The 15,902-nt window shown below is 64.0% G+C and carries 16 protein-coding genes; 4 read left to right on the forward strand and 12 right to left on the reverse strand.

What is annotated here, in order from left to right; translation table 11 throughout:
• Nucleotides 1–22: 22 nt before the first annotated feature.
• On the reverse strand, nucleotides 23–1,057 hold the full coding sequence (locus tag EJ076_RS03710) for an aspartate-semialdehyde dehydrogenase (protein ID WP_027059343.1): 1,035 nt from the start codon (nucleotides 1,055–1,057) through the stop codon (nucleotides 23–25).
• A gap of 438 nt (nucleotides 1,058–1,495) precedes the next feature.
• Here EJ076_RS03710 and EJ076_RS03720 point away from each other — a divergent pair, with 438 nt between their 5' ends.
• On the forward strand, nucleotides 1,496–3,367 hold the full coding sequence (locus EJ076_RS03720) for a DEAD/DEAH box helicase (protein ID WP_126066940.1): 1,872 nt from the start codon (nucleotides 1,496–1,498) through the stop codon (nucleotides 3,365–3,367).
• Here the strand turns inward: EJ076_RS03720 and EJ076_RS03725 are convergent.
• Nucleotides 3,364–4,782, reverse strand: a complete 1,419-nt coding sequence (locus EJ076_RS03725; RefSeq protein ID WP_126066941.1) for a glycosyltransferase — start codon at nucleotides 4,780–4,782, stop codon at nucleotides 3,364–3,366. The genes EJ076_RS03720 and EJ076_RS03725 overlap by 4 nt on opposite strands.
• 153 nt (nucleotides 4,783–4,935) lie before the next feature.
• Between EJ076_RS03725 and EJ076_RS03730 the strand changes: the two genes are divergently transcribed.
• Nucleotides 4,936–5,649, forward strand: a complete 714-nt coding sequence (locus EJ076_RS03730; RefSeq protein WP_126066942.1) for a DUF805 domain-containing protein — start codon at nucleotides 4,936–4,938, stop codon at nucleotides 5,647–5,649.
• Between the two features lie 70 nt (nucleotides 5,650–5,719).
• Nucleotides 5,720–6,373: a DUF805 domain-containing protein gene (locus tag EJ076_RS03735; protein ID WP_126066943.1), complete on the forward strand. Its 654-nt coding sequence runs from the start codon at nucleotides 5,720–5,722 to the stop codon at nucleotides 6,371–6,373.
• On the opposite strand, the gene EJ076_RS03740 is transcribed toward EJ076_RS03735, so the two are convergent.
• The 7 genes from EJ076_RS03740 to leuD form a co-directional block, all read right to left on the reverse strand.
• Entirely contained in the window at nucleotides 6,363–6,845 is a 483-nt protein-coding gene (locus EJ076_RS03740) for a GNAT family N-acetyltransferase (RefSeq protein WP_126066944.1), read from the reverse strand. The genes EJ076_RS03735 and EJ076_RS03740 overlap by 11 nt on opposite strands.
• A 5-nt stretch (nucleotides 6,846–6,850) precedes the next feature.
• On the reverse strand, nucleotides 6,851–7,954 hold the full coding sequence (gene leuB, locus EJ076_RS03745) for a 3-isopropylmalate dehydrogenase (RefSeq protein WP_126066945.1): 1,104 nt from the start codon (nucleotides 7,952–7,954) through the stop codon (nucleotides 6,851–6,853).
• Nucleotides 7,955–8,045: 91 nt separating this feature from the next.
• Complete coding sequence (locus tag EJ076_RS03750; protein WP_126066946.1) at nucleotides 8,046–8,396, reverse strand: VOC family protein; 351 nt, start codon at nucleotides 8,394–8,396, stop codon at nucleotides 8,046–8,048.
• Nucleotides 8,397–8,410: 14 nt separating this feature from the next.
• The gene (locus EJ076_RS03755; RefSeq protein WP_126066947.1) at nucleotides 8,411–8,794 is read right to left on the reverse strand and encodes a RidA family protein; all 384 of its coding nucleotides are present in this window, start codon (nucleotides 8,792–8,794) and stop codon (nucleotides 8,411–8,413) included.
• A gap of 256 nt (nucleotides 8,795–9,050) precedes the next feature.
• Nucleotides 9,051–9,980: a hypothetical protein gene (locus tag EJ076_RS03760; RefSeq protein WP_109665320.1), complete on the reverse strand. Its 930-nt coding sequence runs from the start codon at nucleotides 9,978–9,980 to the stop codon at nucleotides 9,051–9,053.
• A gap of 107 nt (nucleotides 9,981–10,087) precedes the next feature.
• The gene (locus EJ076_RS03765; RefSeq protein WP_126066948.1) at nucleotides 10,088–10,951 is read right to left on the reverse strand and encodes a hypothetical protein; all 864 of its coding nucleotides are present in this window, start codon (nucleotides 10,949–10,951) and stop codon (nucleotides 10,088–10,090) included.
• 69 nt (nucleotides 10,952–11,020) lie between these two features.
• On the reverse strand, nucleotides 11,021–11,626 hold the full coding sequence (gene leuD, locus EJ076_RS03770; protein WP_126066949.1) for a 3-isopropylmalate dehydratase small subunit: 606 nt from the start codon (nucleotides 11,624–11,626) through the stop codon (nucleotides 11,021–11,023).
• Nucleotides 11,627–11,754: 128 nt separating this feature from the next.
• On the opposite strand from leuD, the gene EJ076_RS03775 reads away from it, so the two are divergent.
• Nucleotides 11,755–12,180, forward strand: a complete 426-nt coding sequence (locus EJ076_RS03775; protein WP_126066950.1) for a GNAT family N-acetyltransferase — start codon at nucleotides 11,755–11,757, stop codon at nucleotides 12,178–12,180.
• A 237-nt stretch (nucleotides 12,181–12,417) separates the two neighbouring features.
• Here the strand turns inward: EJ076_RS03775 and EJ076_RS03785 are convergent, their stop codons facing one another.
• Genes EJ076_RS03785 through EJ076_RS03795 form a run of 3 tightly spaced genes read right to left on the reverse strand, consistent with a single transcriptional unit; the run spans nucleotide 12,418 to nucleotide 15,901 of the window.
• Nucleotides 12,418–13,584, reverse strand: a complete 1,167-nt coding sequence (locus tag EJ076_RS03785) for an FAD-binding oxidoreductase (RefSeq protein ID WP_126066951.1) — start codon at nucleotides 13,582–13,584, stop codon at nucleotides 12,418–12,420.
• A 38-nt stretch (nucleotides 13,585–13,622) separates the two neighbouring features.
• The gene (locus tag EJ076_RS03790) at nucleotides 13,623–15,218 is read right to left on the reverse strand and encodes an ATP-binding protein (protein WP_126066952.1); all 1,596 of its coding nucleotides are present in this window, start codon (nucleotides 15,216–15,218) and stop codon (nucleotides 13,623–13,625) included.
• Nucleotides 15,209–15,901, reverse strand: a complete 693-nt coding sequence (locus tag EJ076_RS03795; protein WP_126066953.1) for a response regulator transcription factor — start codon at nucleotides 15,899–15,901, stop codon at nucleotides 15,209–15,211. The genes EJ076_RS03790 and EJ076_RS03795 overlap by 10 nt, the downstream gene beginning before the upstream one ends.
• Between the last annotated feature and the right edge of the window lies 1 nt (nucleotide 15,902).

The raw sequence follows: 15,902 nt of genomic DNA on the forward strand, positions 1-15,902 counted from the left end.
AGGCCGAGCCCGCGAGCGAGAACTAAGCCGCCTTCTTCTTCGGCTGGATCAGGCCGCGCTCGACCAGCAGCTCGGCGATCTGCACCGCGTTCAGCGCCGCGCCCTTGCGCAAATTGTCGGAGACGATCCACATCGACAGGCCGTTGTCGATGGTCGAATCCTCGCGGATGCGCGAGATGAAGGTGGCGTCCTCGCCGGCTGATTCCAGCGGCGTGATGTAGCCGCCGTCCTCGCGCTTGTCCAAGACCTGGCAGCCCGGCGCCTCGCGCAGGATATCGCGCGCCTCGTCGGCGGTGATCGGCTTTTCGAACTCGATGTTGACCGCTTCCGAATGACCGATGAACACCGGCACGCGCACGCAGGTCGCCGTCAGCTTGATCTTGGGATCGAGCATCTTCTTGGTCTCGGCGACCATCTTCCACTCTTCCTTGGTGGAGCCGTCGTCGAGGAAGACGTCGATATGCGGGATGACGTTGAAGGCGATGCGCTTGGTGAACTTCTTGACCTCGACGCCATCGGCGACGAAGACCGCGCGGGTCTGGGTAAAGAGCTCGTCCATGCCTTCCTTGCCAGCGCCGGATACCGATTGATAAGTGGCGACGACGACGCGCTTGATGGTGGCGAAGTCATGCAGTGGCTTCAATGCCACCACCAGCTGCGCCGTCGAGCAGTTCGGGTTGGCGATGATGTTCTTGCGCGTGAACAGCGAGATCGCGTCCGGGTTCACTTCCGGCACGATCAGCGGCACGTCCTGGTCGTAGCGGAAGGCCGACGAATTATCGATGACGACGCAGCCCTGCTTGCCGATTTTCGGCGACCATTCCTTGGAGACGTTGCCGCCGGCCGACATGATGCAGATGTCGGTGTCGGAAAAATCATACTGGTCGAGCGTCCTGACCTTCAGCGTGCGGTCGCCGAACGACACTTCAGTGCCCTGGCTGCGCCGTGAGGCCAGCGCCACGACTTCGCTCACCGGAAAGCCGCGCTCTTCCAGTATGTTGAGCATTTCCCGGCCCACATTGCCCGTGGCGCCGACGACTGCAACCTTGAAACTCATCGAAAAATCTCCTGTCCCTCTCCGCTTGGTTTTTGGAGAAACCCGCTGGCCGATGCGGGTTCCGTCCCCCGGGCCGAACCCGGGAGAGGGTGGTTAGGCCAAGGGAATCACACCGTTTTGGTGGTGGTTTTGGCCATAGTTTTGCTGGAACGGGGAGACGTGCCGACCCGCCCGGCCCAATGATGTGCATTGAGGCTGGGGGCATCGAATGTAAGAAGAGCCATCAAAAGGCCGCGCATCGAAAGACGATCCCGTTCGAAGCGGGCTTTTACGCGGTTTGCGTCAAGAGTCAATTGCGATGAGCGCCCTGTTGCCCTGTACAATGGCAGCGGCACGAAGTACGAACGGCATGACTATCCGGCTCATGGAGCGTCCCGACGCCCGCCGAAGACAGGCCCATTGCTGGGCATATAAGAATCCGAATTCCGAAAGAGTAAGATGTCCAACTTCGATGCACTCGTTCCCGCGCTGGCAAAGGCGCTGGAAAAACGCGGCTACTCCGAGCTGACGCCCGTACAGAAGGCGGTTGTGGCGCCCGAACTCGGCGAGGCCGATGCGCTGGTTTCGGCGCAGACCGGCTCCGGCAAGACGGTGGCCTTCGGCCTCGCCTTGGCGCCAACCCTGCTCGAAGGCGCCGAGCGCTTTGGCCACGCCGCGGCACCGCTGGCGCTGGCGGTGGCGCCGACGCGTGAACTGGCGTTGCAGGTGACACGCGAGCTGGAATGGCTCTATGAGCTGACCGGCGCCACCGTGGCGTCCTGCGTCGGCGGCATGGACATGCGCTCGGAGCGGCGTGTGCTGGAGCGCGGCGCCCATATCGTCGTCGGCACGCCCGGCCGGCTGCGCGACCACATCACCCGGCACTCGCTCGACATGTCGGCGCTCAAGGCGGTGGTGCTCGACGAGGCCGACGAGATGCTCGACCTCGGCTTTCGCGAGGACCTCGAATTCATTCTCGACGCTGCCCCGGCCGAGCGCCGCACGCTGATGTTTTCGGCCACGGTGCCGCGCTCGATCGCAACGCTCGCCCAGGGCTACCAGCGCAATGCCGTGCGCATTTCGGCCGCCGGCGAGGAAAAGCAGCATCTCGACATCGAATACCGGGCGCTGAGCGTTGCCCAACCCGACCGGGAAAACGCCATCATCAACGTGCTGCGCTATTACGAGGCCAAGAACGCGCTGGTGTTCTGCAACACGCGTGCCGCCGTCAATCATCTCACCGCGCGCTTCAACAACCGCAACTTCTCCGTCGTCGCACTCTCCGGCGAACTCAGCCAGAACGAGCGCAGCCATGCCTTGCAGGCAATGCGCGACGGCCGCGCCAAGGTCTGCATCGCCACTGATGTCGCGGCGCGCGGCATCGACCTGCCCAACCTCGAACTGGTGATCCACGCCGACCTGCCGACCAACCCGGAAACGCTGCTGCACCGCAGCGGCCGCACCGGCCGCGCCGGGCGCAAGGGCGTCAGCGCGCTGATCGTGCCCAACAGCGCCCGCAAGCGCACCGAACGGCTGTTGCAGAATGCCGGCCTCAAGGCGACATGGGCGAGCCCGCCCTCGGCCGACGACGTGATGCGGCGCGACGACGAGCGCATCCTTGCCGATCCGGCTTTCGACGAGCCGGTGAAGGAGGACGAGCGCGGTTTCATCGACGCGCTGCTCGCCAGGCATGGTGCCGAACAGGTGGCCGCTGCCTTCGTGCGCCAGTGCCGCGCCAGCCGCTCGGCGCCCGAGGACTTGATGGAAATTGCGCCGTTCACGCCATCGCGTGAAAGACCGGCGGGCGAAAACTTCACACGCCGGGACGAAGCGCCCAGCCGCCGAGACGATTTCGGCGACAGCGTCTGGTTCTCGCTGTCGATCGGGCGCCGGCAGAATGCCGAGCCGCGCTGGCTGATCCCGATGCTGTGCCGCACCGGCAGCATCTCGAAGCGCGAGATCGGCGCCATCAAGATGCAGCCGGAAGAGACCTACGTGCAGATCGCGGCGGACTGGGCCGACCGCTTCCTGGCCGCGATCGGTCCCGACCGCAAGCTGCAAGGCAACATCCTGGTGAAGCGGCTGGACGGCACGCCCGATCTGTCGCGCGCCGGCTACCAGCCGCCAAGCCCCGACAAGAAACCGCATCGCGGCAAGGCGCCGTTCGACCCCAACGCGCCGAAGCGCAAATTCGAGAAACGCGCGCCGGCTTCAGCCGATCAGCGCCCGGCAGTCGCGCATGAGGCAAAGCCGTGGGCGAAGCCGGGCAAGCCGAAATTCGACACCACCGGCGCGCCCAAGCACAAGAAGGCGAAGAAGCGGCCCGCCTAAAACCTTGATCGGCTCGACGCACTCGCCTGCAGACCTGCCTTGATGGCAGCCCAGCTTGCAGCCGCCGGCGTCGGCCGATGCTTCTCCGCGATGCGCTCGACCAGAGAGGATCGCCACGCATGGTCCTGCGCCATCCTGCGGATCGCCGCATACCAGCCTTGCTGATCTTGTGAATCGATCGCCGGCATCAGGCCGCCGGTCGCTTCGATCAGCGACGGCGCTGTCGAGACGATGACCGGAACGCCGAAATCGAGGCATTCCGAGGCGCCGTAGCCCCAGCCCTCAATATGCGAGGGAAAGACGCCGAAGGAAGCGCGGCGATAGTAGCCGATGAGTTCCTCGTCGCTGACCAGCCCGGTGAACGTGACCGACTGGAGGAGCTCGGGATGCGCCTTCAAATAAGCCCGCAGCGGCTCGATCATCCAACCCCAGCGCCCAGCGCAAACAAGCCGCGGCAGCTTGACGCTCTCGTCGAGCGCCTGCTGCCAGATCCGCGCCAGCAGGATGTGGTTCTTGCGCACTTCGATGGTCGAGCAGTAGAGCACGAACGGCTCGTCGGTCTCGATGCGCGAGGTCGTGCCAGCGCGTGATGCCGTCTCGTGCAGGATGGAGGGCATCGGAAAACGATACACGACCGGCGCGGCGACGCCTGCCGTGTGCATATGATCGGTCAGCGTCGCACCAACTTCCTCGGATGCACAAAATGCCGGCGCACCGGAACGCACGAGGTGTTCGAGATATGACCCGTAACGTCTCTCGCGAGGGGTCATACCAACCAGGTCGGGGCGCAGTGTCGGGATGAGGTCGTGGCAAAGAAACGCGAGGCCACCGGCGCGCGCCGAGACGGCGGCTCGGTCATCCCCGGTCAGAATGTGATGGCTGATCAAGACAAGGCCGCGTTCGGTCCCGACCGCTCGGCTTGGAACGTCCTGGCGCAGGCCCGACCGGATCCTCGCCCGCTGGTACAGGCGATAGGCACGGATCAGCAGCTTCGTCGCCTGATAGGCAATCCCTTTGCGGCCATTGGTCACCGTCTTGGCGAGATGGCGGTCAGCGTCGCGCTTGCCCCATGGTTGCAGCGCCACTGCCTCGAAAGCCTGCGACAGCGCCGTGCGTCTCCCCGGCCACCTCTGGACCTGATGCGGTGAAATCTCGCCCGCCGCGACATGGTCCTGCTCGTAAGGGGCAAGTGGGCGGAACCGGGCTTCATCGGCTCTGAACGCCACCACCTCCACGCAAGGGTCGGGATCCGCCAACGCCGCGTTGATGAGAAAGCTTTCTACCCGTGGGATGCCGGCCAGGCCCTCGCCGGGTGGCCAGAACATCAGGCCGGTGGCATCGATGGCCAGCCTCGGAGGCCTTGCGGCCTCTCTGTCCTCTATCGCGACGCTGGTATCGGAACACTCGGCTGTCATTGTCTGCTTTTGGGTCTGCTTTGGCGACGGCGGTTGTACTTGATGCCTTATGCTTCATCTGCCGGCAAGACGGTAGCCATGCTGCCCGGTATTGCCCATCGGCTCGGCCCTGTGCCACACGTTCGGCAGGGACGTGGCGAGCGGGGGTGGCAAATGCGCGGCGAAGTGCTTCACTATGACGAGGACCAGGGGTTTGGCTTCATCACCGGAGCCGACGGCAACCGCTACACCTTCACCCGCGAGAACCTGCGCCGGGAAACCGCCATGCCCAACGGCACGGCCGTCGAGTTCCAGCCGGGCGGCGGCCAGGCGCGCGACGTCTTTTCGATCGCCGCCCCGACTGCCGCTGCGGCCGCCGCCGACCCCGGCATCGAGGCCGCCCCTGCCCAGGCCGGCGTTCCGCCCCCAGCAGCCCCACCTCCTGCGCAGCATTTCGGTCGGTCTTCCGAGACAGCCGAGCCCAGCGATCTCTGGGGCTATTTCTGGCGTGGCGTGACGCAGAACTATTTCAATTTCGCCGGTCGCGCGCGTCGCAAGGAATATTGGGGCTACTGCCTATTCTGGACGGTTTGCCTGCTGATCATCGGCGGCATCGGCCTGTACACCGATATGGATATGGGCGGTTTCGACAGCGATATCTCGGGCGCGATAACGGTCGGGCTGTGCGGCACTTTCCTGCTGGCGACAATTCTTCCCAGCCTCGGCATGATCGTGCGCCGGCTGCACGACATCGGCCTGTCAGGCTGGCTCTGCCTGCTGATCCTGATCCCGACCATCGGCAGCCTGATCATCCTGGTCTTCGCGCTGATCCCGACGCAGGCCAGGGAAAACCAGTGGGGGCCGGTGCCGGCAGGCGTCAGGGTTTAGTATAGCGTGCATATTGCAATCGATGGCAACCCTGGGTAGTATTCTCATCGCAGCATAGATGGGGGTACGCATGCAGGGCGCGGTGCTTCACTACGACAAGGATCAGGACTACGGCTACATCAATGGAGTTGACGGCAAGCGTTACTTCTTCGTCCTTAACGATGTGACCCAGGGGGCGGCCCTCGTCAGCGGTACCCTCGTCGAATTCCAGCCCGATGACGGCACGGCACACAATATCGTCGCCGTGAATTCGACCACGGCCTCGTCACCTCCCCGCCAGCCCGGCCGTACCGCCGAAAACCAGCCCACTCGTTCCACGGGACTGTGGGCATACTTCCGGAACACGGTGAGCGTGAACTATTTCAATTTCAACGGACGCGCCCGCCGCAAGGAATTCTGGGCCTTTTGGCTATGCTTTAATCTTGTGCTGGTGGCGCTTCTTGGCTTCGGGATACTCGTCAATTTGGCCATCAACGGCTTCGGCATCAATGCGGGTAGGACGTCGATCGGATTGCTACCCGCCGCTGTCTTCGTCTTGGCATTCGGCCTGCCATGGATCGCGCTTACCGTGCGGCGTTTGCACGATGTCGGTCTGAGCGGCTGGTTTGTCTTGCTCTGCTTCATTCCGGTTATCGGCGGAGCGGGCTTGCTGGTCTTGGGGCTCGTGCCGTCTCACCTGGGCGAAAACCCTTGGGGGCGGATGCCGGCGGGCGTCAGGGTTTAGCCGCCTTCAGCGCCTCGCCTGAAAGCCTGAGGAAGACCTTCTGGCCGTGGCGCTCGGCGCCAAGCCGGTCGTAGAAGCGCAGGGCGCCCTTGTTCCAATCTTCGGTGGTCAGGTCGATACGGCCAATGCCGTGGCTGAGGCAATGATCGGCGAGAAAGCCGATCAGCGCCCGGCCGACGCCGGCGTTGCGTATGTTGTCGCGCACGAACAGGTCCTTAAGGAACAGCAGCCGCTCGAGATCGATACCAGGATGCGCGATCGCCACCGACGCCAGGCCGCTGACCTCGCCGCCGACGAAGGCGAGCGCGAAATGCGGATAGGCCGGGCTTTCCTCGCAAAGCCATTTGCGTGCGGCAGACAGTGCCCGGTCGGTATCGAGAGGCGGCTGCCGGTAATGCTCCGCCATCTCGCACAGCATGGCCGCCAGTGCCGCGGCGTCCTCGATCGTCGCCCAGCGGACGTCGACCGCCATGGGGATCAGCTCAGGAATTTGGCGATGATCGCGTCGCCCATCTGAACCGTACCGACCTCGGTCATGCCATCGGACATGATGTCTTTCGTCCGCAGGCCTGCATCGAGCACGGCAGCGATCGCGCTTTCGACACGGTCGGCTTCATCAACCATGCCGAAGGAATAGCGCAGGCACATGGCGAAGGAAGCGATCATGGCGATCGGGTTGGCAATGCCCTTGCCGGCGATATCGGGCGCCGAGCCGTGCACCGGCTCGTAGAGCGCCTTGCGCTTCTTGGTCTTCACGTCAGGCGCGCCGAGCGAGGCCGACGGCAGCATGCCGATCGAGCCGGTCAGCATGGCGGCAATGTCGGACAGCATGTCGCCGAACAGATTGTCGGTGACGATGACGTCGAACTGTTTTGGCCAGCGCACCAGCTGCATGCCGCCGGCATCGGCCAGCATGTGGTCGAGCTTGACGTCGGAATAGCGCGCCTTGTGGATCTGGGTGACGACCTCGTTCCACAGCACGCCCGACTTCATCACATTGCGCTTTTCCATCGATGTGACGTGGTTCTTCCGGGTCCGCGCCAGCTCGAAGGCGACGCCGGAAATGCGCTCGATCTCAAACGTGTCATAGACCTGCGTGTCGATGCCGCGCTTCTGGCCGTTGCCCAGATCGATGATCTGCTTGGGCTCGCCGAAATAGACGCCGCCGGTCAGCTCGCGCACGATGAGGATGTCGAGACCCTCGACCACCTCCTGCTTGAGCGAGGAGGACGCTGCAAGCGCTGGATAGCAGATGGCCGGGCGAAGATTGGCGAACAGCTCCATGTCCTTGCGCAGTCGCAACAGGCCAGCCTCGGGACGCACCTCATACGGCACCGCATCCCATTTCGGACCGCCGACGGCGCCGAACAGCACCGCGTCGGCCGCCATCGCCTTCTCCATGTCGGCATCGGAAATCGCCGCGCCATGTGCGTCATAGGCACAGCCGCCGACCAGACCGTCCTCGGTGGTAAAACCGCTGCCGAGCTTGTCGTTCATGGCTGATATCAGTTTCTTGACCTCGGCCATGGCCTCCGGACCGATGCCGTCGCCGGGGAGCAGGAAAAGATGCTTCGTTGCCATGGAGAAACCGTCCCAGAAAGAATGCGTTTCGATTTGGGGTCTTGCTAAACGCCAAGCGCCCGGCGCGCAAGCCTGCACGCCACAACCATGATCACCGATGCGAGAGAATGTTGATCAGCCGGCCGAACGGATCGCGGACATAGAAGCGCCGCATGCCCCAGGGTTCGTCGGCCGGTCCGTATTCGATGGCGAAGCCGGCCGTCTTCATGGCATCGAGCGCCGCATCGACATCATCGACCTCGATCGAGAGAGCCGGCACCGGCGTTCCGGAGCCGCCTTGCGCCATGAAGCTGACCTGGACATCCATCTTTGCTTGCGAGCCGTAGGTTGTGATCCAGCCGAGGTCCATGAGCATGTCGAGGCCGAGCACGTCCTGGTAGAAGCGCTTCGCCGCGGCGACATCCGATGTCTCGATGTTGGCAACGATGCGCTGGACTTTCATCGTCGGCCTGCCTTTTACGCTGTGCGCCGCAGCGCCGTGACTTCGATCTCGATCTTCATTTCCGGTTTGTTGAGCTGGCAGACGATCATCGTCGCCGCCGGTCTGATGTCGCCGAACGTCTCGCCGAGGATCGGGAAGACGATGTCCACGAAGGTCTGATCGGTGATGTAGTAATGCGCCCGCACCACATCGGCCATCTCGAAGCCACCATCATGAAGCGCCTTGCCGATCGTCGCCAGGCAATTGCGTGTCTGCGCCTCGACAGTGTCCGGCATCGTCATCGTCGCATAGTCATAGCCGGTCGTGCCGGAGACGAAGCACCAGTCGCCCTGCACCACGGCACGCGAATAACCGGCGGTCTTTTCGAAGGGGGAACCGGTTGAGATGAGTTTGCGCATATGAGGGGCCTTGCTTGGGTTGTCGGCCAGCATTAGCAGGCGGAACGGCGCGGGTCGTGGGCCAAGCCAGGCGAACTGTTATCCCGGAAGCGAAGCGCGAACCTCCGAGATTGGTTGAAGCATCCCTTCCGTCGTCATCCTATGGCGGAGCAAGGAGCGTAGTGACGCGGCATGGATCCTCGGGTCTGCGCTCCGCTGCGCGTCGCTCCGCCCGTGGATGAAGAAAGCGCGGGGGGCGCCGCGCACCGCTAATGCTTTAATTTGCCGACCCCTGCGCCTTGTCCAGCGCTTCCTTGATATCTGCCGGCCAGCTCGCCACCGCCGGCCAGGCGTTCGGCTCGCCATTGTCGCCGCGACGGGCGAAGTAGAGCTTGTGCTTGGCCGGGTCGACCGCCATGAAGCCGTCGTTACCACCGCAGTCATGCGGCACGCAGCCGCTGGCGTAGAAGGCGCCCGAAGCGGTCTTTTCCGTGCCGCCGCCGACCAGCAGGCTGGTCGCCATGTCGGGCATGTCCTTGCCGAGCAGCTTTTGCGCTTCCTTGTAGACGGCCTCGTTGTGGAAGGCGTCGATGATGTTCTGGTACTTTTCCGGATCGATGTCTTTCCAGTCCGTGCCGGGTTCCGGTATGTAGGTCAGATTGCCCGAGATCGTCAGCCCGTCGGTCGGCGACCATTGCAAAGCCGGCTTCTCATCGCCCGGCAGCAAATAGGGCACGAAATAGATGGCGTTGTCGGACACCGCCGAGGGCGGCGCGCCGCAGTCGTCCTGTTCGACCGTCGTGCTCTGGATGGTGCCGCCTTCCGGCTTCCAGACGATCACTGTCGCCGGCCCGCATTGATTGCCGCCGTCGCCGACATCGAACAGCGCCACCTTGACGCCGCCGACCTCGACTATTCTGTCGAAGAAGACGTCATAATTGGTGGCCAGCTGCTTGCCGTCGAAGGCAAGCACCTTCTCACCGTCCTGTTCCGGTTGGGTGATGGTCAGCGTGCCGCCCTCGAAGGGCACAGGCGCCTGCTTGTCGTCATCGGAGGCGTCGGCGGCGTCTGTCCCCTGGTCGGTGGCAGGCTTCTCGGCCGCAGGTGCCGGCTGGGCGGCGGGCGTCTGTGTTTGCGCATAGGCGCCCGCCACCGGCACCAGCAAAAGGGCCAGCCCGCAGGCGCCGGCAAGAAGCGAACGTGTCATGGTGGTCCTCCGTTTCGTCAGATCATAGCCGGCCGAAACCGAAACGCCAGTCCGCGCTCTGCGCAGGAGCCTTCGCGTTTTCGTCATCACCTTCGCGGAATGGTGGCCTAGTTCGGCGAGCCAAGCGCCTTGTCCAGCGCCGCCTTGATGTCGGCGGGCCACGTCTCCACCGCCGGCCAGACATCCATCCTGGGCTTGCCGCTGCTGCGGGCAAAATAGAGTTTGTGGTTGGTCTGGTCGACCGCCATGAACCCGTGGTTGCCGCCGCAATTGTGCGGCGCGCAGCCGTCGAAATAGACGATGCCGGACGCCGTCTTTTTCGTACCGCCGGCGGCCAGGAAACTGGCCGCCAGGATGGCCATGTCCTTGCCGAGCAATGTTTCGGCGTCCCTGTAGACAGCCTCGTTGTGGAAGGCGTCGATCATGTCTTCGTATTTCGACGCGTCGACATCTTTCCAACCCGTGCCAGGGTCCGGCATGTAGGTGAGATTGCCCGAAATCGTCAGCCCGTCCTGGGGCGACCATTGCATCACACGCTTCGAAGCGCCCGGTAAGAGATAGGGGACGAAATAGAGGGAATTGTCGGTCACCGACGCCGGCGCGCCGCAGCCGTCCTGCTCCACCGTGATGCCCTGGACCGTGCCGCCTTTCGGCTTCCACACGATCATCACAGGAGGACCGCAGAGATGGTCGATGTTGCCGTCGCCGACATCGACCAGCGCCACCTTGGCGCCGGCGATATTGACGATCCTGTCGAAGAAGACGTCGTAATTGCTCGCCAGCTTCTGACCGTCGAAGGCGAGCACCTTTTCGCCGTCGGGCTCCTGCTGGGTGACGGTCAGGTGACCGCCCTCGAACGGGATCGGCGCCTGCTGATCGATGGCAGGCGCCTGCGTCTGGGCATGCAAGCTAGTCGTCGGAAGCAGCATCAACGCCAGCCCGCAGGCGCCGGCAAAAAGCGAGCGTGTCATGACAGGTCCCCGTTCTACCCGAAGCGAAGACCAGCCATCGGTGCGGCCTTGGTACTCAGGCGGCGTCTATCAGGCCCAGGGGCGCTGTTCGGCGTTGCGCTTCTCGAACGAGGCGATGGCGCCGGCCTTTTCCATGGTCAGGCCGATGTCGTCGAGACCGTTGAGCAGGCAGTGCCGCTTGAAATCGTCGAGGTCGAATTTGACCACGCCACCATCCGGTCCGCGGATTTCCTTGGCCTCGAGGTCGACCGACACCGTGGCGTTGGAGCCGCGCGAGGCATCGTCCATCAGCTTCTCGAGATCCTCGGGGCTGACAGTGATCGGCAGGATGCCGTTCTTGAAGCAGTTGTTGTAGAAGATGTCGGCGAACGAGGTCGAGATGACGCAGCGAATGCCGAAGTCGAGCAACGCCCACGGCGCGTGCTCTCTGCTCGAGCCGCAGCCGAAATTATCGCCGGCAACCAGGATCTGCGCCTTGCGGTAGGCCGGCTTGTTGAGCACGAAATCCGGATTTTCCGAACCGTCGTCATTGTAGCGCATTTCGGCGAAAAGGCCGGTGCCAAGTCCGGTGCGCTTGATCGTCTTCAGATAATCCTTGGGGATGATCATGTCGGTGTCGACATTGACGATCGGCATCGGAGCGGCGACGCCGGTGAGCTTGGTGAATTTTTCCATGGCTTTTGCCCGTGTTTTCGTTGCGGGAGGATTTGCTGAGGCACGGTTTACACAAAGCCGGCGGCAAATAAAAGGCAACTGTTTGTGCGCGGTGGCACAAGCCAGCCCGATGGTGCAGTCTGGCGACCATGGCAGAAAACTCGCACGTCCTCTATGCACGCGAAGCCGCGCTCGACATCGACGAATTCCGCCGCGTTCTGATCGAATCCGGCCTCGGCGAGACACGTCCCGTCGATGACGACGTCAGGCTACAGGCAATGCTGTCGGGCGCCAATCTGGTGCTGACCGCACGTCTCGACGTCGAAGGCAGGCCACTGATCGGCGTTATCAGGGCGATGACCGACTTTTCCTGGGTCTGCTACATCTCCGAACTCGCCGTTTCCCAATCGGCGCAGGGGCTCGGCATCGGCAAGGGCCTGATGGACGAGGCCCGCCGGCAACTCGGTCCGTCCGTCGCCATCAGCCTGATCTCCATGCCTGACGCCGTCGGCTTCTACGAACGCATCGGCATGAAGCACATGGCCGACGCCTTCTGGTTTGGCCGCAAGGGCTGAGGCTCGCTCGAAATACTCTTCCGCAACCGTAGCGATCCTTCGTGCCCCCCTCTGTCCTGCCGGACATCTCCCCCACGAGGGGGGAGATTGGCAGCTTCGCCGTTGGCGCGCTTGCAACATTGATGATTGGCGAAGGCCGAGATGACAGCAATCTCCCCCCGTGTGGGGGAGATGTCCGGCAGGACAGAGGGGGGCGCTGTCCCGCCAGCGTCAAAAAGGACCTTCCCTTCGCCCCCCTCAAATCACATTCAATTCGCGAAACGCCCGTCCTTCCGCGACGCGGCTGTAGCCAAACGCCGAGCAGTCCACCGTGCGGTAGCCGCCATGCACGATCAGCTCGGCCAGCGCCTTGCCGACCGCCGGGGCCTGCTGCAGGCCGTGGCCGGAGAATCCGTTGGCGAAGATGAAATCCCCGACTTCAGGATGCGGGCCGATCACCGCGTTCTGATCCAACGTGTTGTAATCGTAATGCCCGACCCAGGCGCGGGTCGGCTTGATCGCCTCGAAAGCCGGAATGCGGGTCGCCAGCACCGGCCAGATCACCTCCTCGAACAGCGGCCAATCGACCTCGAAATCCCCGGGGGCGGCCGGGCCGTCACCCTCTTCCGGTTCGGCGCCGCCGGTGAGGTAGACCGAGCCTTCCGGGCGCACATAGATACCGGAGGGGTCGACCAGCAGCGGCATGTCGGCATATTTCTCGCGCGCCTCGAAAACGAAGACGTTGCGCTTGCGTGGCTCGACCGGCAGCGCTAGCCCTGCAAGAGCCGCCACCTTGCCGGCATTCGGCCCGGCGGCGTTGACGACGATGCCGGCTTCCAGCCTGTCGCCACTGTCGAGACTGACGCTGGTGACGCGGTCGCCTTGCCGCTCGATACCAGTGACATCAGCGGTGATGAAATCGATCTTCTTCTGCCGCAGCGCCTTGCGGAACAGCATCAGCATCGCATGCGCGTCGAACCAGCCCTCGCCGCTGCGGCCATAGGCGCCGGCGGTGATGCCCTCGGCCGACAGCCACGGGAAGCGGCGCACCAACTGGTCTGCGTCCTCCAGCACGATGTCGGCGCCCTCGGCCATCTGCGCCTCGTGATTGCTCTTGAGGATCGGCAAGCCGTTCTCGCCGGCAAGGATGAGATAGCCACCTTCGCGAAAGCCGATATCGGCGTCCGCGCCGAACTCCTCCTTCAGCCGCCGGAACAGCTTTAGCGTGAACTGCGACAGGCGGATGTTTTCCGGGATCGAGAATTGCTGGCGGATCGAGGCCAGGGACAGCGTCGTTGCCGCGTGAGCGAACTGCGGATCGCGCTCGACCAGCGCGATCGAGCCGGAAAACCCTTCCTCGCGCAGGTAATAGGCAACCGAGGAGCCGACGATGGCCCCGCCGATGATGACGATGTCGTAGCGCACGCTTTATGCCCTTTCCGATTCGAGCCGCCGATCAGGAGTCACGCGACCGGCAAAATAATCTCGAAGCGCGTGCCGCGTTCGGAGTCAACCAGCGCGATCATACCATCATGCGCTTTCAGGAGGGCCAGCACGATGCCGAGGCCCATGCCGGTGCCGCCGGTAGAGCGTCGCGTGGTGAAGAACGGTTCGAAAATGCGCGCCCGGTTGCTCGGCGAAATGCCGGCGCCATCGTCGCTGACGAGGATGATCGCCTTGCCGCCAGGGCTCGCCGCAGCAATCGAAACCAGCGTCGCGCCGTGCCTAGCCGAATTGTCGATGAGATTGGCAAGCACGATTGCGGCGTTCTCGGCCGACATGCGCAAGGCCAGATCGCCCCCGGCCTCGACGCGAACCGCCAGCCGGTTGTCGACGGGAAGCATCGCCAGTGCCGCACCGATCGAGGTGCTTTCGCCGCTCGGCGCCAGGTTTTCGGCGCGCGCCAGATCGAGCAGGCGCCGCACCAGCAGATTGAGCCGCCCGGCATCGGTGACGATGTTGTTGGAAAAACGCCGCCGCTCCGTATCGTCCATCGCCGCGCCGGAATCACGCAGCAATTCGGCCGCGCCCTGGATCGCCGTCAGCGGCGATTTGAGCTCATGCGAGACATGGGTAGCAAAAGTCTGGATGCTGTCGGAGCGCGCCTGCAGTTTTTCGGCCATGTCGAGGAAGGCGGCGGAAAGCTCCGCCATCTCTCGAGTGCCGTGATGGTCGAGCGGTCGGATCGCCGCGCGGTCGCCGGCGGCAATACGCTCCGTGCGATCGATCAGCGCATAGATCGGCCGGCTGACGGTGCGCAGGAAGACGAGGCCGATGAGCAGCGTGCCGCCGAGAATGGCGATGGCCGCCAACGTCACCTTGCCGCGCTCGCCATAGAGATGTTTGATGATGTTGTTGGGCGTCCGCGACACATAGACCACGCCGGCGACCTGGCCATCGACGGCCACCGGCAAGGCGACGAAGACACGCACCCTGGTGCCGCGGCTGACCGAATAGAGCGGCGGCGCCGGCTGGTCGGGGATACGCAGCCTGAGCGCGCTGGCATAGCGGCCGGCAAGTGCGGCGCGCACCTCCTCGACCTCGCCAAGCGACTGCCCAACCTCGTCGCGCCCGGCAATGACAACGCCCCGGGGATCGAGCAGCCGGAAGCCGGCCAGCGTGGTTTTCTGCGTGGCGTCGAGAATGCCGGACAGGCGCGTGCCGATCGCGGCAAAGGCGGGATCGGCGGTGCCTGGCATGGCCGCCGGCCGAGTGGGCAGGACATAATCGGAAGCGAGATCGAGTTGCGGCTCGATCGGCCTGTACAGCGGGTCAGGATTGACGTTTCGGCTTGAATCCCCGCTTGGCCCCGGCATCGGCGCACCGAGTTTTTCTGCGGCAATGCCGGCGTCGCGCACATCCTGCGCATAGATGGCGGCGATGGCCGCCCCTTGCGCGATCAGCTCCGCTTCGGTCTGGCGGATCAGCTGGTTTTCGTAGAGCCGGAAGAAGAACAGGCCGACGAGCGGCAAGGCCATCACCAGGATCAGGATGGCGACGACGACCGTGGCGAGGCGAGGCCGCCATTTGCGGCCGATCCATTTGCTCGTCAGCCGCATCGGCCGAGCCGGAAGCCGACGCCATGCACCGTCTCGATGACATCAGGGCAACCCACTGCTGCCAGCTTGGCGCGGATGTTGCGGATATGGCTGTCGACGGTACGGCCGGCGACATGGATCTTGCCGGCATAGGCGCTGGCCATCACCGCGTCGCGGTCGAGCACATGCGCCGGCCGCGCCAGAAACCCTTTCAGGATCGAGAACTCTATCCCCGTCAGGGCAAGCGGCTTGCCGTCGAAGCTGGCGGCATGGCTGGCCGGCGCCAGAGCCAGTTTGCCGTGCGAAAACTGCCTGTCGTCGTCCGGTTCGGGCACCGCCGGGCGCGCGCGCCGCAGGATGACGTTGACGCGGGCGACCAGCTCGCGCGGGCTGAACGGTTTTGTCACATAGTCATCGCCGCCCATTTCGAGCCCGAGGATGCGGTCGATCTCCTCGTCGCGCGCGGACAGGAACAGCACCGGCACATCGGATGTGTGCCTGAGCCGCCGGCAGACCTCCAGTCCGTCCATCTCCGGCATGCCGATGTCGAGCACGACCAGGTCGGGTGTGCGCCGTCCGATCGCTTGCAGGGCAGCCGCGCCATCGGCCACCCCTGTCGTTTTCATGCCGGCCTTCTCCAGCGCAAAGCAGATCACCTCGCGGATGTGCGGATCATCGTCGGCTACGAGGATGTGATGCGGCATG

It is taken from the genome of Mesorhizobium sp. M7D.F.Ca.US.005.01.1.1 (assembly GCF_003952545.1).
GTDB lineage: Bacteria > Pseudomonadota > Alphaproteobacteria > Rhizobiales > Rhizobiaceae > Mesorhizobium > Mesorhizobium loti.